The following is a 22637-nucleotide window of genomic DNA, read 5'->3' on the forward strand; positions in this document are numbered from 1 at the left end:
GTGGCCCGGGACCATTTCCGCACCGTTAGGCGCGGACCTCGCACACATCATCGCCGCACGTTTCCGTGCGGCACAGTCCCTCTCTCACGCAAAGGCTTAACAACATGAACCGCATGGTCACACTCATTCTCATCGCAGTCGCCGGTCTCGCTGGACAGCTTGTCGACGGCGGACTCGGCATGGGCTTCGGCGTCACCTCCACCACGATTCTGATCATGCTCGCCGGCCTCGGCCCCGCGCAGGCCTCCGCGGTGGTGCACACCGCTGAACTGGGAACGACGCTGGTGTCCGGCATCAGCCACTGGAAATTCGGAAACGTGGATTGGCGGGTGGTCGCCTCAATCGGCATACCCGGCTCCATAGGTGCGTTCGCCGGTGCGACAGTCCTGTCGAACCTGTCCACCGAGGCCGCCAAGCCGATCATGTCGCTGATCCTCGCCGCGATCGGCATCAATCTGGTGTGGCGTTTCTCCCGCGGCATTGTGCGCCGGCAGGTGGCGGAGCGGCCCCACTCCAAGCCGTTCCTCGGCGTCCTCGGTCTGTTCGGCGGCTTCATCGACGCGACCGGTGGCGGCGGCTGGGGCCCGGTGACCACCTCGACCCTGCTGTCCGCCGGCCGCAGCGAGCCGCGCCGCATCGTCGGCACCGTGAACACTGCCGAATTCTTTGTCACCTCGGCGGCCACAGCGGGCTTTGTCATCGGGATGTGGGAAGACCTCGTGGCTAACCTGGCTGCAGTTATCGCGCTGCTCATCGGCGGCGTGATCGCCGCCCCGCTGGCCGCGTGGCTGGTCACCCGCCTCAACCCGATCCTGCTCGGTGGCATCGTGGGCACCCTGATTGTCACTCTCAACCTGCCCGTCGTGCTCAAGGCCCTCGGTGTGGCGGCCTCCGCGCTCGTGTTCGTCCGCATCGCCGTCGTCGTGGTCGGCCTCGCGCTCGCCTTCCGCGGCTGGAAGAAATCCCGCGAGAACTCCCGTGCCGCCGCCGAAAAGGAGGGTGCCAGTCAATCTAAAGATGAGGTGAACCCGGCATCTGCGGCGGCGTCGGTCTCCGCCACCCGCTAAACCGCGACCCGTTAAACCGCGACCCGCTGCACACCGGGGCGGGCGGGCGCGGGTTACACTAGGCCGAGTCCGTCCGCTAGCTGAAAGACACCTGACATGCTCGTTAGTGAAGCGCTGTTTCTCCTGCTCTCCAACAAATCAGACCGGTTTGAGATCGGTGTGAGCCACCAGCGCGTGGCCCTCAACGGCGCTCTGCTGTGCGACCTCGTTGCCACAGGCCTGGCGACAATCACTGACGGCAAGTCCCCGTCGGTCGCCGCCGCCGAGGGCGCAGCCAAGCGGGCATCGTCCCACCCGGCTCTCGCTCACGGCGTGTCCCGCTTGGAGGCGAAGGGGGAGACCCCGGTCTACTCGGCGCTGAGCTCCCGCAAGTTCGCCGACAAGGAAGCTCTTGCGCAGCGGCTCATTGAGGAAGGCGTCCTCGACCAAGAGCGCGCCAGCTTCCTCGGCTTGGCCTGGCACCGCTTCCCGGAGAAGGACGAGACCATCGAGGCCGCCATGCGCGGGCGCTATCGTTCCATCTTCCATGGCAAGGCTGAGCCGCGCCCGGAGGAAGCCATCGTGATCCTGCTGCTGAAGAACACCGGCGAGCTGCGCCGCGTCTTCCTCGACGAGATCCAGGGTGTTCCGTTCAACGACGTCCGCGCCCGTGTCCGCGACATCGACCGCGCAGTTCTCGAGGGCGGCACGTTCGAGCACGCCCGAGAGATCAACACCGTCCTCGAAGCCGTGGCGCGTGCTGCCGCGGTGGAGGAAGAGGCCGCGTCCAGCTAGGCAGCTACCCAGCTAGGTGGCTCGCCGCCAGCGCATCAAAAACACGAACGGTAACAATTCAACGGTAACCCCCGCCGGTTACGTCTCTGATCTTGGACGTAACTGCTCAGCCGGGAGCATAGTTACCGTTTGATTGTTACCGTTCGCGTTTTTCGGGGCCAGCCAGGGCGTTTTTGGGGTTAGTTACGGCACGCGGTGGGTCCAGGCCTCGGTGCCGAACTTCTCCTCGACCAGCTTCTCGGCGGCGGCGATGTCGGCATCAGATAGCTCGCCGACCTCAGCCGGGTAACGGGAGGTGAAGGTGTTCATCAGGGTCTCGATGACCTCCTGGCGGGGGACACCGGTCTGACGTCGCAGCGGGTCGACGCGCTTCTTTGCGGAGCGCACGCCCTTGTCGGCGAGCTTCACCTTGCCCACGCGCAGCACTTCCATCATCTTATCGGCGTTGATGTCGTAGGACATGGTGGTGTGGTGCAGGACAGCGCCCGGAACGCGCTTCTGCGCAGCACCGCCGATCTTGCCGCCGTCGGAGGTGATGTCGTTGATGGGCACGTACCAGGCGTTCACGCCCAAGGACTGCAACCCGGCCAGCACCCAGGTGTCCAGGTACTGGTAACTGTCCACGTAGCTCAAGCCGGCGACGATGTCGTCGGGCAGGTACATGGAATAGGTGACGCAGTTGCCGCCCTCCATGAACATCGCGCCGCCGCCTGAGATGCGGCGGACGGGCACGATGTCGTGCTTCTCAATGCCCTCCGGGTCCAGTTCATTCTGGAAGGACTGGTAGGAGCCGAAAACGACAGCTTTGTCTTCCCACTCCCAGAAGCGCAGGATTGGGCCCTTGCGGCCGGCTGCGACTTCCTCGAGGAGATACTGGTCCAACGCCACGTTCACGGGTGTGGGCAGCACCGGGGAGTGGATGACGGTCCAGTCGTAGTCGGTGAGATCTTTGGCGTCGAGAAGCGCGCGGCGAGCGGCGTTTGCAACGTCGCGGGTGGAGAACCCGTGGAGGGAAACGGCGGGGAGGGGGGACAGGGCGTCGTCGATACGCTGCTGCAGTTCCTCGGCTGATTCCGTCACGGACGCGCCGACGAGTGCGCCGTTGATCGCGTCGTAGGCCTCTTCCGGCTCGAGGAAGAAGTCGCCCGAAATCTGGGCGCTGGTGACCGTCGAGCCATCATCCGTGAGGTCCGCGACGACGAGTTTGCCGCCCGCGACCTTCACCTCGAAGTGGTGGGACGCCATTTACTTGGCGAATTCCTCGACGAGCGCCTTGTTGAACGCCGGGAGGTCATCCGGGGTACGGGAGGAAACGAAGCCCTTATCGACGCGCACCTCTTCGTCCACCCACGTCGCACCCGCGTTGGACAGGTCCGTCTTCAGGGACGGGTAGGAGGTGATGGTCACGCCGTTCAAAGCCTCTGCGTCGGCGAGGATCCAGCCGCCGTGGCAAATGACGCCGACGGGCTTGTTCGCCTGGGTGATCTCGCGCACGAACGCGACTGCTTTCTCGTCGGTGCGGATCGTGTCGGCGTTGCCGGTGCCGCCCGGGAGAATCAGAGCGTCGAAGTCGGCGGCGTTGGCGTTGGCCGTGGTCTGGTCGACGGTGACCTTCTCGCCGTTCTTGCCCTCGATCTCGCCGGTCTCCGTGGAAATGACAGTAATAGTGGCGCCAGCCTCGGCGACAGCGTCGCGCGGGCTGGTCAGCTCGGAGTCTTCAAAGCCGTCGGTGGCCAGGATTGCGATCTTCTTGTTCTCAAGTGCTTTGTTGCTCATGGCATCCCAGGGTAGAGAAAAAACGCCAGCCGGGGGGCTGGCGTTCACTCAGAGCGTACTGGACCTTCTAGTCCTTCTTCTGCTTCTTTTTCAGATCTTCTTCGTCGATCGCGCGGGTGTCGCCCGGTGCGTCGTGCTTCTCGGCGTTCTTCTTGCCCAGGCGCGTGCTGCGCGGAACCTTGGTGGAGCCGAGCTTGCCCGCCTCTTCGTCGAGCTGGGTCTGGCCCTTGCGGCGTCCCATGGAGCGCATGCGGTCACGCACGGCGAGGAAGTCCTCGCGCGAGTCCAAAGTCTGGCTCTGCTGGGTGGCGATCTGGATGTCGTCTGCAGTGATCTCACCGGTGCGCAGGGAGACCATCTCTGCCCAGTAGCGCAGCCACACAGCGGCGACAGCGGCGACCGGGACGGCGAGAAACGCGCCGATGATGCCGAAGAGCGTGCCGCCCACGGCCACGGCGAGCAGAACGATCGCTGCGTGCAGGCCCATGGAGCGGGACTGGAGGATCGGCTGCAGGACATTGCCCTCGATTTGCTGGACCAGGATGACCAGGCCGAGCACGAGCAGCGCCTTGGTCAAGCCACCGGACACCAGTGCCACGATGACGGCGAGAGCACCAGCAGTGAACGCACCGATAATGGGAATGAAGCCACCGAAGAAGGTGATCACAGCCAGGACCGGCGCCAGCGGAACGCCCAGAATGACCAGGCCGAGGCCAATGAAGATGGCGTCCACCATGGACACGATCGCCTGCGTGCGGATGAAGCCGGACAGCGTGTTCCAGGAGCGCATGAGCACCTCAGTCAGGTGCCAACCCACCTTCACGCCGGTGTACTTGCGCAGCCACGGCAGGAAGCTATCGCCGTCCTTGAGGAAGAAGAAGGACAGCACGAGCATCAGCGCGAGCGTCGTGCCTATCGACGCCGCCGCGCCGATTCCCGTTACCACACCCGACGCGATGTTGGAGGCCTGGCCGCGAACAAACTCACCGGCCTGCTCCACAGCCTGCTCGATCTGGCTGGTGTCCACATCGAACGGCGCCGACGTCTCCACCCAATCCAAGATCCGCTGAATGCCTTCCTCCGCCTGGCCGTAGAGCTCCACCGATTGGGTGCGGATCGTCGGCGCCATGGCCGCGAAGATGCCGCCGATGAGGCCGAAGAAGGTGATCAGCACCAGGAACACGGCCAGTGCCGAGGGCACCTTGTGGTTGCGCAGCCAGCGGACCGGCGGCCACAAGACCGTGCAGAAGATCAGGGCCAACAGTGTCGGCAGCACGCCGACCCACACCGAGCCGATCAGCTTGAACAGGATCGCCGTGGCGATCACGATGACGATGAAGCGCAGCGCCCACGCCGCCGCCGAGCGCCCATCCGACGCGATGATCTGGCCGCGGTCGATCGGTTCATGCGACAGCGACTGTGCCGCGTCGGCCGGCGTGGGTTTGGAGTCCGGCTCTTTCACAGAGTCGAGCAGTGTCGTGGCGAAATCCTTCTCGCTTTCACGCTGCTGATCTTTTTTCTCATTCACGCGCGTCATTCTGCCACATGGGTGTGACATATCAAGCATTCTTTAAGTTTCTGCATGGAGTTTAGGTGACATTTTGGCGACCGGAACATGAACACTTTGGAAACCTCATTGCGGGTTTCGCGCATAGCGCGAGACGGCAGGTTCAGGGCTGTTCACCTAGCTATTCTTCGGCCCGCGTTACCTGTTTCAACATGCTATTTTTCATTACGTCGTCTATTTGCCCCTAAGCCATTCCGAAGGGAACTCCAATGTCGCTCATGCGCTCCCGCTCCACCCGCCCGTTTGTGGCGTCCGCAGTCGCCGCCGCGACCGCCTCCACCCTGATCGCCGTGGCACCGGCCGCCAATGCTTGGGAGACCAAGTACAACCCGAACACTGACCAGTGCACCATCTCGTTTTCCAACCTCGAGGTGCAGCGCATCAATGGTGCGTACTCCCAGCTCTTCACCGAGATGGGCAACGCAACCAACAACGACCAGCTGACCAACAGCTTTGCCCAGGCAGCAAACCAGCCGTTCTTGGGGAAGCACAGCGGCCCGATGACCATTGAGATCAGCCCGGACGAGGCAACGAAGGCATCTAACATTCTCTACGGTGTCGATTTGGCGAATATCGCCCTGCCGTACGGCGTTCAGGGTGTGATCAGCAATGCTGGGCTCAAGGAGATCCTTGGTGCCCTCGACACCGAGGAGCTGACCTCCTACATCAACGTCAAGGCCATCCTTGACACCATCGACTGGAAGGCAGCAATCGGCGAGGACTTCGAACCCAAGAACGCTGCCGACCCTGCACTCGAGGCTGTCATGGCCATCATTGATGAGCTGGACGCCAAGGGGCTCGTGAGTACCGAGGGATTGACTGAGGGAATCAAGGTGAGTCTTCCGAAGAACCGTTTTGGAATTCCGGATGTCGGGGTTTTGATGAATGTTGCCAACACGCTTCGTGACAAGAATACGAGCACCGACCAGAAGATTGCTGCTGTTCTTCCTCTGATTCAAATCGATGGTCGGCCGCTGAAGGCGAACCGCGACGAATTAAATAAGGTAGTCGACAAAGTCATTGCTAACTTCAAGAACGCGAACAACTTTGAGGGCACTCCGAACTACGATCCAAGCAAGCCGGAGCTCAAGGACCATATCGTTCAGGAGTTCAAGAATGCCTTCGAGAAGTCTGGCATCGAACCGGTCGACGAGCTGAAGAAGGCGCTGGCAGCGACCGGCGCTGACCCGAAGAAGGCGATCGAGAACATCATCAACCAGCCGCAGCTGCGTGATGAGGTTGAATACCAGATCAAGTCCATCCCGTTCAAGGATCTGATCAAGAACGCAATCGAGGATTCGGGCAATGAGCTCAGCCTCGAAAGCCTCCTCGGTTACTCGGTGAACGACGTGCTCGACGCCGGTAAGGGTGGCCTCTCCAACGCAGCGCCGGGCGTCGTTGCCCCGATCGTGAGCATGCGCGAGGCATTCAACGCATGTGAGCCGAACCCGGAGGTCGATAATAAGGTCGATGGTGAGGTCGATGGTGCTTCAGGCAGCACCCGCGACGGCTCGAGCATCCGCAAGGACCGCAACACTGCTGAGGGCTCCGTCATGCCGGGCTCGTCTGAGCTGACCAGTAAGCAGCTGGGAATCTTCGTCGGCGTTGGCGTTGTGGCCGCACTGCTCGGCCTGGTGGCCTTCGGCTTCCAGCTGCGCCCGATCTGGAACGACCTGGCCAAGTTCTTCCATATCTAAGAACTTTTCCAGCGTCGAATGCCTTACACGAGGGTGGGCTGAAACCGTAGAAACGGTGGCGCAGATTTAGGGCCTGTCGAGGAATGTAAATTCCCCGGCAGGCCCTTTCGATTAGGCGAATAAACGCTCGCGTCTGCTAGGCAAGGCATAGGGAAGGCAGCCTATGTTCCCCATGATCTCAGTCCGCTGAGGCCACGCAAGAATGAGAAAAATAAGGTCCTGTGGTGATCAATGATTCACCACAGGACCTTAGTGCTCGGACTCTAGGCCATGGTCAGGCCTAAAGTGTCCGTGCCGTATTCAGTTCTTGGTCGGCGCTGCTGGCTCCTGAGAGAGCCGGAGGATCAGCGGCCTAGTTCCCGTTGCTCTCGTTGGCAGGGTCCTTATCGGCTCGTGCAGAGTTGTCCGGCTTAGTAGTAGAGGCCTTTGCCGGAGCGTCCGAGCCGGTGGCGTTCGGTCGAGCTTCCGGCTCGCCAGCGACGCGTTCCGGCAAGAAGACCTTGAAACCGTCAGCGATGAACAGTGCAGACGGGATCAGGCCAATGAATGCGAGCAGTCCGCCCAGCAGACCCATCGCGTTGTCGGCTGCGCCAGCGAGGTGCGGGTTGAACATGCCAATCTGCTTCTGGATCTTGGTGTTGAGATCCTTGAAGAAGGGGAGCTGTAGCCCAAGTGCGACGGCCAAGCTCACAGCGATGCCGATGCCACCTTTGGTGAAGCTTGCCGGACGCCACAGTTCGTATTCTCCCACGATGAAACGCGCGACAGCGATGTCCTGGGTGCCGTCAGCGTAAGTAACGCGAATGCGGCCGACAGTGGTGCCCTGCGTGGTGAAGTCCGGCTGCTCGATCCATGTGTAGGAGGTGACGTTGGTCAGCTCCGTTCGGTTAGTGATGTACGACGCCGGATCGCCGATTGTGGAGTTGAGCGGAACCTTCTGGCCGTTGACGCCCCGTGGCACGTTGTTCTTCTTGTCGGAAGCAGCCGGGGCTTTGACGATGGTGACGTTGAGGTCGAGGATCTGCTCGCTTCCATCAGGGAAAGCAGCCTTGATTGATACCGTCTGGGTCTCCAGCGGGCCGCCGATGATGCGCGCTGCCGTCTTCGGAGCCTTGCCTTCTACCCAGGAGAACCGGGTGCGTTCCGGAAGTTCATCAAGATTAGCGATGAAATCCTTCGCCTTAGGTGTGGAGCCAGCCGGGATCTTCAGGGCATCGCCGTCGACTGCCTTAGCCGGGGTTGCCGCTGCGTTCTTTTCAGCAACGGTCACGGTAAGAGGAATGGTCTTCGTTCCCGCCGGGCGTTCAGCATCTGCCGGGTAAGAGATCACGATGGTGACATCCTGATCGCCTGGGGTCGTGGTATCCGGGGCGACTCCCCACTCAAACTTCAGAGCCTGGTCCAAGTTTTCCGGGCGGTGGAAGAGGCTCTTAATGAACGCCTCATCGTTGACCTCTTGGTTGAGGAAGATAGTCGGGTTTTCGGACTTCAGGAGCGGAGTCTTAGCTACGTCACCCGTTGTTTCTTCACGAACAACGAGAGTGAAAGGTCCGACCGTATCCGTCGTGTTATCCGGGTAAGTGATGTTGACAGTCACCTGCTGCTCGCCCGGTGCATCGAGTTTCGGTGCCGCTCCGGCCCATGCGTGCTTCGTGCCAGCTGGAAGGTTGACGAAGTCCTTCACAACTTGGTGGGGCTGAAGGTTCGTTCCGACGATGACCTCGTAGGGATTGCTCGCCGGCTGCGGGTCGAACTGTTCGTTGTACGGCTGCACAGTGAAGGAAACGATTTGCGGTTCAGTAGCCGTAGCCGCAGTATCTTGCGGGGTGAAACGGAACTGCAGGTTGGTGTAGTCGGTCCGGCTACTCGGGGTGAACTTGATCTCCGCCTTGCCCTTGTCATCAGCGGCGACACTGGTCTTACTGTTGATCTGCGAGGGGACTGTGAACGTACCCTTGGCAGCTGGGTTGGCCTGCAGCGTGAGCTTGTATTCCTTGTTCGGAGAGAGCACCTGCCCGTTAAGGTCCTTACGGTTGACCTTCACAGTGAAGCTCTGCGCTGCTGCTTCATCGGCAGCCGGGGCTGCGGCTTCATCTGCAGCCGGGGCATTTCCCTCCACCTGTGCCTGGGCAACGGGGAAAGAAATGGGTGACTGCGGGGCGGCGACAGCTGGGGTGGCGACAGCCAATGCAGTAATGCCCGCGATGGCGGTGCGGTATGCGAAACGCTTTGCCATGGAAATGGCCTTTCTTTAGGAGGGATCCGAATATGCCGGGGGGAGAACCTTCGGGCATCTGCAGACATTATTGCGTACAAGCGCTTTCACGGCGCGTCACAATGTTCACAGCTAATGACTAAACTGCAGGATTTCCTCAATGGGGCCTGAAAATTCATCGATTTTTAACTTAATGGCCTTGTGGTGGTCTCTTTTGGGGTGCCCCAGCGGCTGCAGTGCATATGTAGAGCCCTGTGCCGAATTTTCATCATGAATTCACGTTGTTCACCGGCTAGGTGGTCGCGTGGCGTTAGCGCCTCAAAAGTCCAGTTGGCATGGATACCCGTGTGTTTGCCAGGGTTGATTTTTGTGAACAAAAGGTGAACGTCTGCCCCGTATTGGTCGAGTAGGGGTTTCTGCTGGTCCGTGTGCATTCGGTAGGGATGAAAAATTGACGGAATTCCGTAATCTTCAACCTGAAATCCAAATTCGCTCAAGGTTCTCAAGGAGTCTCCTATGTCACGGAATAAGTCCACCACCGTGCTATCTAGGGCTGTTGCCATCGCTCTTGCAGCGGGTCTGGTAGCTGTCCCTCACGCAGATGCACAGCAAGTCAAAACCACCACAATGGAAGTCCCCATGGGCTGCAACTTGCAGATCAAGAAAGGAGACCTTGGTCTAATTGCGAAGCGGCTCGTTAGTGGTGGAGAGGGTGTCTACAACGGTGGTAACCGTGATTACCAAAAGAGCGGTGATTACAAAGACATTCGCATTCGGCCTCAGGTAACGGCTCCGACGGAGGTCGAGAAGGGAAAGCAGTTCGATTACGTCATTGATCTGGGCAAAGTCGGTACACCCGCTAAGATCGGCATCGCGGCTGTCAAATCCGCCGACCAGCTGAACTTCTGGCTGGATCTGCCCAAGAACGCGAAGTTGGACGCGGTAAAGCTTGAAGGCGGTAGCGGGGACGTGGCTTACACGGTGGAAGGCAACCGTATCCGCTTCCACAAGAAGGGCGCCGAGGATGTTTCGAAGTGGATCCGCAATAACGAAGCTCAGTGGAATCACGGCGGGCTCACCGCAAGACGCCAAAACGTGAACGGCGTCGACATGTTTGTTGTCGATATGCCTAAGATCACCTTGAAGTTGACCCCGACGGGGGAGCCTGGAGCACAGATCCAGCCGTACCTGGACACGTCCGACCCTGCGCAGTTCCCGTCGAAAGCTTTCGCTCAGCTCTACGCCAACGCGGACGCTGCTGGGACAAACGCTGACGCTTTCGTACGATGCGGCCTGTCTGAGACGGACACTACGAACCACCCCAAGAACAACGCGGTTCGCGGTGAGGGAGATAAGTTCCCGATCGTGAGGATCACGCCCCCGTCCAACGCAGGGATCTACGACCCGCAGCCCAAGGCGCCTGTAACCATCACCCAAGGTGATGCTCTCCCGGAGGCTAAGGACCAGATCGCGGACTTCGCGAGCCTTCCGGCTGGCACTACCGCAGCATGGGCTTCTGCTCACCAGGCTGTAGGGGATACCCAGTCCGGCAAGATCACGGTCACATACCCGGACAAATCCACCGACACGGTGAACATTCCGGTGACGGTGAAAGCCCCGTACGTCCCGGAACCGAAGACCAACCCGACCACTGTTCAGGTGGGCACCTCAATTGCTGACCAGGCCGCCAAGGCCCAGATCGGTAACGCCAACTCCGCGCCCGAAGGTACGACGTTTACCTGGAAGACCAAGCCGGATACTCGTAATGCAGCTGAAAGCGTCAACGGTGTGGTCACCGTAACCGTTCCGGGCAAGTCCCCGGTGGATGTGACTGTCAAGTACACCGTCCAGGAAGAGGAGGTGAAGTGGGCACCTGAGGTCGCTGAGTCTGTTGCTGAAGTCGAGGAAGGGGCCGCGATCTCCGACGAAGCTGCCAAGGCATGGATCCTCAACGCGGCTTCTGCACCGCAGGGCACGACCTTCACCTGGAAGTCCAAGCCGGATACCGCCACAACGGGAACAAAGACCGGTGTTGTCACCGTCACCGCCCCGGGTGAGGATCCGGTTGATCTGACCGTCCAGTACGATGTCAAGGCCAAGCCGCAGCTCCCGCAGCCGGACGAGTTCATCCCGGAGGCGAAGATCACGCCGACCGAGGTCGAGCAGAACTCGACCATTGCGGATGACACCGCGAAGGCACAGGTCACTGACGCTGACAAGGCGCCGGCCGGAACCACCTTCACTTGGAAGTCCAAGCCGGACACCACCACAACGGGTGAGAAGACCGGTGTTGTCACGGTCACCATCCCGGGCAAGGACCCGCAGGATATTGAGGTCAAGTACACCGTCAAGGCACCGGGCGCAGGCACCAACGATTCGGAGCAGCCGCAGCAGCAGGGTGAGCGCACGGTCGTCGTGAAGGGCGCTAAGACTGGCGATACTGTCCGGGTTGACGGAAACTCCGATGTCATTACAGCCGACGCCGACGGCCGATTCGCGATCCCGGAGTCATGGATCCCCGCCGGCGGTAAGTTCGATGTCGTCGTCACCGGTGCGGATGGCAACGAAGTCGTCTACACAGTCGATGTGGAAAAGGGAACCGCGACGAAGAAGCCTGATGGCAAGAAGATCGCCGGTGCAGTTCTCGGTTCGCTTGCAAGCGTGGCAGTCATGATCGCTGGATTCCTTCCCATCCCGGGTCTAAAGGAGATGATCACCAACCTGCAGAGGCAGATAGGTGTTTTCGATCCGCAGCTCGCTGGAATGGCGGACAAGGCCCTGCCGATTGTCAGCACGATTGTGGGCATCGTCGGCCTCGGTGTATCGATCGGCACGGCGATCGATAAGGTCAAGGTCGAGATCCAGGACAGCAACGGCGAGAGCATCAAGCCGTCAGGTTCCAGCCGAGCGGAGGCTACTGAACAAGAGGCATAAAGCGCTCTGAGCCGCAAAGGCAGAAGGCACAGGTCCCATGCGGGCCTGTGCCTTTTTCAATGCAGAAGGTACGCCTCCGAAAGCCATCGACAGAAGCACAAACGCCCCTCAGCGCGTACCGAGACGGAACGAGGGGCAGCAGGCTTATCGACGATCAAGCTGTTCTGAATCGCCTTTCGCAGGTCCGCCAAGATCTTTGAATGGCTCCGCTGGGCGGCCCCCTCGCTTGTGATGTAACTCGTGAACTCGGTCTCGCTGTCGTTGATTTCGGCACCGCGCTAGTTAGTGGCAACGGCGACGACGGTCACTCTGATTATCGCGAGGCGGATCGGCGAACGCTTCGCCATGGTCAAAGAAGGTTTCTCGGCGGATGGGGGGAGCTCCACGAATTACACGAAGCCCCTGTGAACAGGTGAACTAGCCCCCGAAAGTTGGACTGGTTTAATTCTAGGCGGTTAGGGGTTCGAGGGCCTGATTCCGATATTGCATCGGGGTCAGGCCCTTGAGTCGTTGTTGGATGCGTTCGGCGTTGTACCACTGGATGTACTCATCGATAGCCTGAGTGAAATCCGCGACAGTGTCGAAGATTTCGCCGTGGTACATCTCGGTTTTCAGGTGCCCGAAGAAGTTCTCCATGACCGCGTTGTCGTAGCAGTTGGCTTTACGAGACATCGACTGGACACCACCGTGTTCGTCAATGAGTTTGCGCCAAGTCGAGTGCTGGTACTGGAAGCCTTGATCGGTATGCATCATCCACCCGGGTTCAGGTGCACACGTCACGATCGCTTTGGTCAAAGATTCGGTGGTAAATGCTGTCGACGGCGATGTAGCCACGGTGTGGGCGACGATTGAGCGGTCGAACAGGTCCATCACCGGCGACAAGTACACTTTGCGGCCTGCGATTCTGAACTCGGTGACGTCGCTGACAAAGGCGGTGTTTGGTGCATCCGGGGTGAACTTGCGGTCAAGCTTGTTGTCAGCAATGCGGCTGATCGTCCCGGTGTAGGAAACGTAGGGCCGGCGGCGCCGGATTTTGGCTTTCAATCCCATCTGGTCCATGAGTTTGTAGACGAGCTTGTGGTTGACCACCCAGCCGTGATTACGCAGGTCCAGCAAAACTCGCCGGTAGCCGTAGCGATGCTTGTTGCGCTCGAAGCTTTCCCGGATCGCGTGCTTGAGTGCCGTATGCCTATCCGGCTCACCGAGTCGTTTCTGGTGGTAGAAGAACGTCGACCGCGGGATACCTGCCGCCTCTAGCAGGTACTCCAGGCGGTGGTGCGACTTGAGGATGACGATCGCCTGGACTTTCAGGCGGGTCCCTGCTTCCTCAAGTCCCGCAATTTTTTTAAGTAAGCGTTTTCCGCCTCCAGCCGCGCGATCTGGCGGCGCAGTTTCTCCTCCTCCGTGAGCCTCTTCGGCGCGGACGAGCCTTTGGGCCTGCCCTTCGACTTCGGTCTTAACGCGTCATCGCCACCTTGGCGCCACTTCAACGACCAGTCTTTGACCAGCTGATCAGAAGACAAGCCAAACTCACGCGCAAGATCCATCTTCGTCTCGCCAGCGAGGTGGCGTTCGACAATTTCCTTCTTGACTTCGAACGAGTACTGCCGCTGCGTCGGTTTCTCCACGAGACATAGCCTGCCATGTAGCTGAAACCGCCGATAGAGCGCGCGCGATGCATATCTCGAAACTCCAACCCTGCGCGCAGCAGCACCAGAACCCATACCCTGCTCGAAAAGATCAACCAACTGCTCACGCTGGCCCTCACCCAGCGAACTGCGTGCCCTCAATGAAAACTGCTCCCCATTAGTCGATAACTGATTTCTCAGTCCAACTAATGGGGAGCAGTTCACAGGATCGTTCTCAGGGGCTGTGTGAAGGGGGAGTTAGAAGTGGATTCCGTAACGCTTCAGGAAGTCACGGACAACTGGAAGATTCAGCACCGCGAAAAGCAACCCGCCGAACACGGCAGTCAATACAACACCGCCGATTCCGAAAGCTAGGCCACGCTTGCTCTTTGCATCGAGCTTCAGGCTGGAGCCCTGGTTCGAACCAGTTCCGTTGGTAGCCTTCTCCGCGACGGTGACGGTGTACGGAACGGACTTGTCGCCAGCGACCCCGCGCTCGTCAAGTACGTACGACTGGATCGTGTAGACACCAGGTTTGGTGAAGGTGTGGGTGAACTTGGCCATGCCGTCCTTGCGCACCGGGGCTTCGCCGAGTCGGGTGCCGTCGGTGAGCTCGAAGATCATCTTGCCTTGGGTGCCCGGGGTAGTTCCCGCGGTCAGCGAGATTTCGCGGCCATTTCGCGTTTCGACGATCCGGCTTGCATCCACCGCCGGCGCCGCCGGAACGGCCGGCTTGAGTGCACCAGCCTTCTCGGTGGTAGTGACAGTTGCCGTGACCGGCGGCTGGGTAGCCGTTGTGGTCTCAGTTGCTCGCTCCGTGGTGGTTGCCGTGGAGGTCGTCGGTTGCGTGGTCGTGGTGGTCTGGGTCTTTGTTTCCGTCTCACGCAGGGTGGTCGGCTGCACTGAAACCGAGGTTTTCGTTGTGGTTTCGGTTGCAGTGTTGGTGACCGTGGTCGGTTGGGTGGTGGTGGTCGTGTTGGTGACCGTGGTGGATTGAGTAGTGGTGACGACCGTGGTTTCGGTCTTGGTTTCCGTTTCGCGCACGGTGGTCGGTTCCGTGGTGACGGAGGTGACCGTGGTGGGCTGGGTGGTGGTGGCCGTTTCGGTCTTGGTCTCCGTCTCACGCACGGTGGTCGGCTGGGTGGTGGTAGCCGTTTCGGTCTTGGTCTCCGTCTCGCGCAGGGTGGTCGGCTCGGTGGTGACGGAGGTGACCGTGGTCGGCTGGGTAGTGGTGGCCGTTTCGGTCTTCGTTTCCGTCTCGCGCACGGTGGTCGGTTCGGTGGTGGTGGCCGTTTCGGTCTTCGTTTCCATCTCGCGCAGGGTGGTCGGCTCGGTCGTGACGGAGGTGACCGTGGTCGGCTGGGTAGTGGTGGCCGTTTCGGTCTTCGTTTCCGTCTCGCGCACGGTGGTCGGCTCGGTCGTGACGGAGGTGACCGTGGTCGGCTGGGTAGTGGTGGCCGTTTCGGTCTTCGTTTCCGTCTCGCGCACGGTGGTCGGCTCGGTGGTGACGGAGGTGACCGTGGTCGGCTGGGTAGTGGTGGCCGTTTCGGTCTTCGTTTCCGTCTCGCGCACCGTGGTCGGCTCGGTGGTGACGGAGGTGACCGTGGTCGGCTGAGTGGTGGTGGCCGTTTCGGTCTTCGTTTCCGTCTCGCGCACGGTGGTCGGCTCGGTCGTGACGGAGGTGACCGTGGTCGGCTGGGTGTTGGTAGCCGTTTCAGTCTTGGTTTCCGTTTCGCGCACCGTGGTCGGCTCGGTGGTGGTAGCCGTTTCGGTCTTCGTCTCGGTCTCACGCAGAGTGGTCGGCTCGGTCGTGGTTGTCTTCTCAGTGACCGTGCTGAATTCCGTTGCGGTGGTGGATTCCGTGACTGTCGAGGTTTCAGTCGCGGTGGAAGTCTCGGTGACAGTGACAGGGGCTTTCTCGTCTTCGACCTTAACGGAGAAGGTGTCCTCAGATTCAGCGAACTTGTTGTTCGGGTCTGTGAAGGTGGCTTTGAACTCGTAGGCACCTTGAGCGAGACCTTCAACTGGCAGGGTGGCTTTGCCGTCGCTGATTTCAGCGGTGCCGAGGGTCTCGTCGCCGTTGAAGAATTCGACGGATCCTGTGGCACCCTTCGGGGACACGGCTGCTGTGAGGTTGAAGTTCTCACCGGAGGTGACCTGGGTCGGCCCGCTCAGGACCAAACCGGTTTCCTGGGCTGCACCAGCGGGGACGTCATTGACGTTCACGTTGATCTCGGCGGTGCTGCCGTTGTGTGTATCCACAGCCTCACCGCTTGGAATGAACTCGGCTTTGACCGTCTTGTTGCCGGTGGACTTGGGGGTGTAGCTGTATGTTGCGGTGCCGTTGTTCACGGTGGCCCAACCCTGTACGCCGTCCTCGTCGGTGAATGCAACACGGCCGGGTGCGCCCTTGGTCACGGTCGCGGTGATGGTCGTAGTCTCACCGAGCGTTACTTCTACCGGGGACGCTGTGAGCTCGAGGGAAGTGTCCTTCTTCTGGCGTGAGCCGACGACGAGGGAGTGCGAGGCGTCGGTGTTGTTATAGGTGTCAGCGTCAGTCGGGGTGAAGACTGCCTTCAACTGGTGGCGTCCCGCAATGAAGGTGTCGCTCATCGTGGCAACGCCGTTTTCCACGTCAGCAGTGCCAATCTCTTCCTCGCCGTTAAGGAAAGTGACGGTGCCAGCCACGTCCGGATCGACGGTGGCGGAGACAGTGATCGGTTCACCAGCTTTCTTGTCGGCATCGGCAGTCAGCGTCAGCTGGACGTTCCGCTTGTCGACGTCCACCTGCCACTCCGCCTCCGTTTCCCTGAAAGCAGCGGTGTCAGCTGGGGTGAAGACTGCCTTGATGGTCTTCTGACCCGCAGAGGAAGGGGTGTACGGCAACGTCGCGGCGCTGGTGGTCTCGGTGAGCTCTGCCGGTGCGCCGATAGGCGTTTCGCCTTCGTTGGTGACTTCATAGAACTGAACGGTGCCGGGAACGTTGTCCGCTACCGTCGCGGTCAGCAGGGTTTCCTCCCCGATCGTCGCGGTTGTGGGAGAGCCTTCGAAGGACAACTTGGTGTCCTTCATCGAAGCCGGTTCGGTCACGGTGACCGTACCGGAGGTTTCGGACTGCGCCCAGTTGGTTCCTGCAGCAGGAATGAATGTCGCGGTGACGGTGGGGGCGCCCGCGTTCGGGAATGTGACCGTTGCTGTCGCCGTGCCGTTTTGTACGTCTGCGCGACCGAGCTCGTTCCCGCCGCTGGTGAAAACCACGGTTCCTTTGGCGTCGGCTGCGGTGACATTCGCCGTCAGCTCACCTGCTGTGCCAGCAATGAACGACTGGTCTGCGGGGAGTTCAATCGTGCTCGCGGTGCGCTGATTGCGTCCCGGAAGTTTGGGGGCCTCAACGCGGTACACAGAATCGTCGAGACGCTGGAGGAAGTAAGTGTCATTAGTGCGGTACTTGTAAGAAGCTAGTTCGCTGAAGTACACACCCGGGACCGTCGGGGCTTTGAACTTGCCTTCGACGCTCAAAGTGCCGGTGTAACCAAAAGAGGACCAGCCGGGATCGATGTTGATGACGAAAAACCCTGGGTTCACAGTGAGATCGGAACCCGGCCAGTTGCCGGTCGCTTTCAACTTTGTTTGTTGGGGCACCAGGGTTCGCCCCGACTGATAGGTCGCACCCGGCGCCGGATTGATGCCGTAGTCGTAGACCACGGAGCGGGAATTCATAGTCATGTTTCCCTTGACAGTGATCTCAGAGCCGGGTTGGACAGAAACGGGTTTACTGGCCGTTCCAGTCTGGTTGTTGACTGTGGAGGAGTACTTGTTGCTGGTGTACTCGTTGTCAGTCGCTCCACCATTGCCCTTGCGGTTGGGGCCGCCCTCGATCGGGGTTTTGAATTCAGCAGTCACATCGGCGCGGGGGTTGAAGCCGTCGGCGTCGACATAACGGGCGGTGACGGTGTGATCGAGGTAGGACTTCGGGTTGACCGTTATGGCTACGTGGTCGCCCACGACCTTGACCGGGTCACCCTGTGCAACATTGTCCAGGAAGAACTGGACGGATCCACCGTCTGCATTTGGTACGCGGACGGTGAAGTTAGCATCCTCGTTGATCTTTACAGTTGCCGGTCGCTCAGTGAAAGCAAGCGGGTTGGCGCTGTCTTCGCGGACTTGGGCGATCGCGGCGGCGAGCGTGGTGGTGTTAGCCGGAGCGATGACGGGGGCGGTAAGAGCCAGGGCAGTCAGTCCAGCAATGGCGGTGCGGAAAGGAAGGCGACGAGTCACAGGAACCTCTTTGTAGGAAAACCTTCGCGTGCCATCTGGGATAAAGATTCTTATCTCATTTATGCAGTCCGCTCGTGTGACACGAGAAGGTGAGGGACTAGAACATGGACAGCGTATCTACTCTCCTGGAACCTGTCTCGACAGATACTGTCTATGCGCTGGGAAAACACAAGAATTCGTGTGCCGTTCAGCGGACGTTCATATTAAAGCTGACAAGGCCCGTTCGAGCGGATAAAAACATCGCCGTTTTGAGGATTGAGATGCAAAAAGTGGCTCTGCAGACGCGAGGCTGCAGAGCCACAGGGTGGTGTCCGCCGGGTTAAACGGCTTCCTTCGAGGAAGTCACGGTGAGATTGCCCGCCTTGAGCACCTCGGTCAACTGCACAATTGAGGCGATCAAGCCAGCACCGCCGACCAGTGTGCCCACGGCCGGCATTGCTTGCTGTACTTGAGCCGCTAGGTCTTGATTCCAGATCCCGAGCTGCTTTTGCACTTGGGTGATGGTCGCGTTGATGGCTGGGATGTTCGAGTGGCTGCCAATCAGGACGACCAGGCTTGCTGCCACACCGAGGGCGGCGGCTGCAAGGGAGGCGGTATCGAGTTCGCTGGCGACGTCGATACGCGTGGAGCTTCCTGGGCGCACAACCGTGACTGTGAAGAGTTCGGTGTAGTCACCGATGATGCCGTTAGTCACTACGGCAGCTTTCACTTTGTGCTGTCCGGTCCTAGTGAAAGTGTGCTTGAGCTCTGCCGTGCCTTCCGGGTTGACGGGGGCGCTACCAAGGACGGTTCCATCCTCGAGCATGAATCGTATTTCACCCTGCGTTCCCGCAGTGGTCGTCGCTTGCAGAGTGGTGGGCACATTCACCACGGCGGGCGGGACATAACCGGCGAATGCTGGTGGTCGCGCGTTCTCGCTGTTCACGGTGACGTTGGTCGGCTCAGCGTGAGCAGGGACGGTTGCGCTCACGGCCAGCATTGCTGCCGCGGTAAATCCCGCGACTGTGCGATTCATTTTCATGTGACTGGATCTCCCTGACCTAGTAACGGATTCCAAAACGGGCGAAAAGCGCCTTGACTGCGGGATTACCCAGCAGACCGACCGTGACTGCACCCAGCAGGAACGCGAGGAGTGTACCGCCAACGGCGAGACCGATCTTTGCGTTCGGCGTAGAACTCGAATCCTCGCTCGAGCCGACGGTGGAACCTGTGCTCAAGCTCGGGCGCTCTGCAACGGTGATGTTGAATGCCGCGGACTTCTCGCCCTTCACCCCATCCGGGGACTGAACGTAAGAACGGATCTTATACGTTCCCGGGGTGTTGAAGGTGTGCTTCAACTTTGCGGTTCCGTCCTTGGCGATCGGAGCCTTGCCAATGACGGTGCCGTCCTCCGTCTCAAAGACAACCTCACCCTTGGTGCCCGGCGTCACGCTCGCGGTCAAAGTCACCTCGCGCCCGTTAGTGGTGTCCACAGCCTTGCTTGAGTCCACAGCAGGTGCAGCGGGGACGGCCGGGGCATCGGAGCCCGGCTTGACGGTGGTGGTCACAGTGACGGGAGCGGGTGCTTCACCAGCCTTCGTCGACGTGGTCGTCACAGTCGTCGGCTTCTCGACGGTGGTGGACTTAGTGACGGTCGTTGGCTTCTCGACGGTGGTGGACTTGGTGACGGTTGTCGGCTTTTCCACGGTGGTGGACTTAGTGACAGTCGTCGGCTTATCCACCGATTCGGTCTTTGTGGTTGTGGTGATCACCGGTGCAGGACGCTCGGTTGTGGTGGTCACGCTGGTGACGGTCGTCGGTTTGTCGGTTGTGACGGTGGTCGAGTCGGTGATCGTCGTCGGGCTTGCCACTGTTGTCGTAGTGGTCGTGCTTGAAGTCACCGTTTCTTTAGAGGTCACGGTGGTCGAATTATTGATGGTCGTCGGCTGGGTCACGGTAGTGGTGACGGTCTTCGGCACAGCCGTTTCCGTGGTCACGTTTGTGACGGTAGTCGGCTGTGTCACGGTGGTCGGCGCAGTTGTAACGGCGGTCGCAGTGGACGTGACCGTGTGCGTTACAGGGGCAGGCGCAGCGTTGACATCGACGGAGTGGGTCGCCGGCTGAGTGGCGTTGAATGCGCCGGCCGGGTTGTACGATGCGCTGAACTGGTGGTTGCCCAGAGTGGCCTGGGGCACCGTGATTGTGGCCTTACCGTTGCGGACCTCGACGGGGTCACCGATCGGGGTGGTTCCGTCCGAGAACTGAATGGTTCCGGCGGCACCCCGTGGGTTGACAAAAGCGGTGAGGACAATGCTGTCACCCTCGGTGACCGTATTCGGCCCGGTGAGGACCAGGTTGGTGTCCTGTTTGACCGTGCTTGCCGGCTTTACTGTGATGTCAACGCTCTTGGCTGTTCCGTTGTGGGTTGCCGCAGAAGCGTTGATCGGCACGAATTCTGCCTGAACGGTCTTCGCGCCGTCGGTACGCGGGACGTAGGTGAATTTGGCTTCACCCGTTGCCTTGTCCACGGGTGCGAAGGCCTGGACACCAGTGCCGTCGTCGAACATCACGCGGCCTTCGACTCCCTCAGGGATCTTAGCGGTGACGATGGCTGCTTCGCCCACGGTCAGCTCAGATTTATCCGCTGTGAGATCGAGGGTCGTGTCGATCTTGTTGCGATCGCCGATCACCAGGGAGGTGGTGTCTTCTGCCGTTGGGTAGATCACATTGTCGGTCGGTGTGAAAATGGCCTTCAAGGCGTGGCTGCCCGAGGTGTTGAATGACTTGGTGATGGTCACCTCTGCGGTTCCGGCAGCGACGGATTCGGTTGCCAGCTCGGTATCACCGTCTGTGAAAACGATCGTGCCGCCAACGGCAGGGTCGATCGCGGCGGTGATGTTGACGTCCTCGCCGACCTTCTTCCCCTCATCAGCTGTGAGCTTGAGTTTCGTTGCCGGCTGCTTGATGTAGATGTCCTGCGTCTTTTCGGACTTCGCGTAGGCATTGCCGTCTTTGGGCGTGAAGACGGCTTTTGCGGTCTGCTGGCCGAGCTTGAACAGTTTCGGGTGAACGGTTGCAGTCCAATTGTTGTTGGCATTGACCTCGATAGGGTCGCCGTACTTCACATCCGTCTTGTTTCCCTGCTCGTCGGTCTCGACCGAGTAGAACTGGATCGTTCCATCGACCTTTTCATCGACAGTGGCCGAGGCATCGAACTGGACACCCTGCACCGCTTCCCCAGGAATGGTGAGGGTGAGGTTTGTCGTCTTGGCCGGGGCGTGGTCGACGAACACTGTTCCGGCGCCCTCAGACGCGGTCCAGTTGGTGCCTGGAGCAGGGGTGAATGTCAGCTTGATGTCCTGCTCACCCATTGTTTTGAGATTCACGGGGTGGAGCTTTGCCTCACCATCTACCACTCCCGCGGTTCCCAGCACAGTGTCGGGCTCACTGTTCGATCCCGGGTGGATGAACGTCACCGTTCCGGACGCGTCGGGTGAAACGGTGGCCGTCAAGGTGCCGTCGACGGTTGCCTGGAGTTTCTGGTCAGCGACAAGTTCAACGGAGACAGCCGTACGCAAATTGCGCTCGGGGAGCGCGGGCGGCAGGACGCGGAAAACCGCCGTGTCCATGCGGTGCAGGTAGCGGGTCTTGTTGCCACCAGTGAGTCCCGTGTACTTGAAGATCGCGAACTGCGGGTAGTAAATGCCAGGGGTTTGAGGGGCGGTGAACGTTCCTTCGACCTCAGCGGTCTGCGCGAACATTTTGAAGTCTTCTGGCCGGTATGAGATGAATCCCGGGTTCACCTTCGGGTTAGAACCAATTCCCCAGTTGCCGTCAGCATCGGGGTGCTGCCTGATACCGGTTCCGTCTGCGTTAGCACCCTGGTAGGCGACAGTTGCACGACGGTCTTTGCGCGTTCCGTCCACGAATTCGGCTCCTGCAGGAGGGTTGAGACCGATCTCGTAGACGTTCGTGAACGACCCCCAAGAGCTGGTGAACCGGTTGCTTCCGTTCAAGGTGAACTCTTGCCCCTGTTCCAGTTCCAAGGGTTCATTGTCGGAGCGAGTCCTTCCGTTGATGGTGAAGGAGTAGCGGCCGGCTTTCATCTCCTCGTCTGTTTGATTCTGAGACCTGAGTTCCTTCGGAACAGCGTTCGGGGTGCTGAAGGTGGTTTCCACATCTGCGCGCGTGTTGAATCCGTTCTTGTCAACATAGCGGGCGGTGACGGTGTGTTTGAACGAATCGGACGTGAAAGAGGTCGGGGTGAGCTTCGCGGAAGCGTGTTCACCAACCACCTCGACAGGGGCGCCTGCGGCTACGTTATCCAGGAAGAACTGGACGGAACCACCTTCTGCATTCGGGACGCGAACGGTAAAGGTGCCTTCTTTACCAAAGTCCACTCTGTTAGGGTTTTCTGTCAGTGCGGACCCTGGACGCTTTTCAAACACCAGCTTGTTCTCGGCGGAGAGATCCTCCCGCACCTGGGCAACCGCGGACGCGAGCGTGGTGGTGTTAACGGGAGCGACTACAGGGGCGGTCAGAGCCAGCGCAGTCAGGCCGGCGATAGCAGTACGGAACGGGAATCGGTTGGCCATTATCAGCACACCTCGTGAGCGTTGTCCTACCTGTGGATAAGGCAGGGGACAGGGAAATGACAGGAAGTGCTTAAAGCGTAACGCTGAGGAAGGAATCGCGCGCGTCGAAAAGCGTCTTTCGCCCTGC

The 22637-nt window shown here is 60.0% G+C and carries 12 protein-coding genes; 4 read left to right on the plus strand and 8 right to left on the minus strand.

The features are described 5' to 3' along the window. The first annotated feature begins 113 nt into the window (after positions 1-113). Both CZ338_RS06060 and CZ338_RS06065 read left to right on the plus strand, forming a co-directional pair. Positions 114-1067, plus strand: a complete 954-nt coding sequence (locus CZ338_RS06060; protein WP_087117568.1) for a sulfite exporter TauE/SafE family protein — start codon at positions 114-116, stop codon at positions 1065-1067. A gap of 96 nt (positions 1068-1163) precedes the next feature. Next, complete coding sequence (locus CZ338_RS06065) at positions 1164-1841, plus strand: GOLPH3/VPS74 family protein (RefSeq protein WP_087117393.1); 678 nt, start codon at positions 1164-1166, stop codon at positions 1839-1841. Positions 1842-2024: 183 nt separating this feature from the next. Here the strand turns inward: CZ338_RS06065 and CZ338_RS06070 are convergent, their stop codons facing one another. From CZ338_RS06070 to CZ338_RS06080, 3 genes are all read right to left on the minus strand, one after another. Further along, complete coding sequence (locus CZ338_RS06070; protein WP_087117394.1) at positions 2025-3086, minus strand: lipoate--protein ligase family protein; 1062 nt, start codon at positions 3084-3086, stop codon at positions 2025-2027. After that, a complete protein-coding gene (locus CZ338_RS06075; RefSeq protein WP_087117395.1) occupies positions 3087-3617 on the minus strand; it encodes a type 1 glutamine amidotransferase domain-containing protein in 531 nt (176 codons plus the stop codon). Positions 3618-3684: 67 nt separating this feature from the next. Beyond that, the gene (locus CZ338_RS06080) at positions 3685-5175 is read right to left on the minus strand and encodes an AI-2E family transporter (RefSeq protein WP_087117396.1); all 1491 of its coding nucleotides are present in this window, start codon (positions 5173-5175) and stop codon (positions 3685-3687) included. Positions 5176-5393: 218 nt separating this feature from the next. Here CZ338_RS06080 and CZ338_RS06085 point away from each other — a divergent pair, with 218 nt between their 5' ends. Next, positions 5394-6881, plus strand: coding sequence for a hypothetical protein (locus tag CZ338_RS06085; protein WP_087117397.1), 1488 nt, complete (start codon positions 5394-5396; stop codon positions 6879-6881). 352 nt (positions 6882-7233) lie between these two features. On the opposite strand, the gene CZ338_RS06090 is transcribed toward CZ338_RS06085, so the two are convergent. After that, a complete protein-coding gene (locus CZ338_RS06090) occupies positions 7234-9117 on the minus strand; it encodes a Rib/alpha-like domain-containing protein (protein WP_087117398.1) in 1884 nt (627 codons plus the stop codon). Between the two features lie 495 nt (positions 9118-9612). On the opposite strand from CZ338_RS06090, the gene CZ338_RS06095 reads away from it, so the two are divergent. Continuing rightward, a complete protein-coding gene (locus tag CZ338_RS06095) occupies positions 9613-12030 on the plus strand; it encodes a Rib/alpha-like domain-containing protein (RefSeq protein ID WP_087117399.1) in 2418 nt (805 codons plus the stop codon). Between the two features lie 447 nt (positions 12031-12477). Here CZ338_RS06095 and CZ338_RS06100 read toward each other — a convergent pair. From CZ338_RS06100 to CZ338_RS06115, 4 genes are all read right to left on the minus strand, one after another. After that, a protein-coding gene (locus tag CZ338_RS06100; protein ID WP_235839492.1) for an IS3 family transposase occupies positions 12478-13820 on the minus strand; the annotation gives its coding sequence in 2 pieces (ribosomal slippage) (positions 12478-13379 and positions 13379-13820; 1344 coding nt in all). A gap of 96 nt (positions 13821-13916) precedes the next feature. Further along, entirely contained in the window at positions 13917-17936 is a 4020-nt protein-coding gene (locus tag CZ338_RS11245; protein WP_087117400.1) for an Ig-like domain repeat protein, read from the minus strand. A 319-nt stretch (positions 17937-18255) separates the two neighbouring features. Then, the gene (locus CZ338_RS06110; protein WP_143341268.1) at positions 18256-18957 is read right to left on the minus strand and encodes a hypothetical protein; all 702 of its coding nucleotides are present in this window, start codon (positions 18955-18957) and stop codon (positions 18256-18258) included. 19 nt (positions 18958-18976) lie between these two features. Next, the gene (locus tag CZ338_RS06115; protein WP_087117402.1) at positions 18977-22510 is read right to left on the minus strand and encodes an Ig-like domain-containing protein; all 3534 of its coding nucleotides are present in this window, start codon (positions 22508-22510) and stop codon (positions 18977-18979) included. Between the last annotated feature and the right edge of the window lie 127 nt (positions 22511-22637).

The organism is Corynebacterium urinipleomorphum (assembly GCF_900155535.1).
Taxonomy (GTDB): Bacteria; Actinomycetota; Actinomycetes; order Mycobacteriales; family Mycobacteriaceae; genus Corynebacterium; species Corynebacterium urinipleomorphum.

Bases quoted from the DNA above. Each gene is read 5' to 3' on its own strand.
- CZ338_RS06060 (WP_087117568.1), top strand. From the start codon at position 114: ATGGTCACACTCATTCTCATCGCAGTCGCCGGTCTCGCTGGACAGCTT.
- CZ338_RS06065 (WP_087117393.1), top strand. From the start codon at position 1,164: ATGCTCGTTAGTGAAGCGCTGTTTCTCCTGCTCTCCAACAAATCAGAC.
- CZ338_RS06070 (WP_087117394.1), bottom strand. From the start codon at position 3,086: ATGGCGTCCCACCACTTCGAGGTGAAGGTCGCGGGCGGCAAACTCGTC.
- CZ338_RS06075 (WP_087117395.1), bottom strand. From the start codon at position 3,617: ATGAGCAACAAAGCACTTGAGAACAAGAAGATCGCAATCCTGGCCACC.
- CZ338_RS06080 (WP_087117396.1), bottom strand. From the start codon at position 5,175: ATGTCACACCCATGTGGCAGAATGACGCGCGTGAATGAGAAAAAAGAT.
- CZ338_RS06085 (WP_087117397.1), top strand. From the start codon at position 5,394: ATGTCGCTCATGCGCTCCCGCTCCACCCGCCCGTTTGTGGCGTCCGCA.
- CZ338_RS06090 (WP_087117398.1), bottom strand. From the start codon at position 9,117: ATGGCAAAGCGTTTCGCATACCGCACCGCCATCGCGGGCATTACTGCA.
- CZ338_RS06095 (WP_087117399.1), top strand. From the start codon at position 9,613: ATGTCACGGAATAAGTCCACCACCGTGCTATCTAGGGCTGTTGCCATC.
- CZ338_RS06110 (WP_143341268.1), bottom strand. From the start codon at position 18,957: ATGAAAATGAATCGCACAGTCGCGGGATTTACCGCGGCAGCAATGCTG.
- CZ338_RS06115 (WP_087117402.1), bottom strand. From the start codon at position 22,510: ATGGCCAACCGATTCCCGTTCCGTACTGCTATCGCCGGCCTGACTGCG.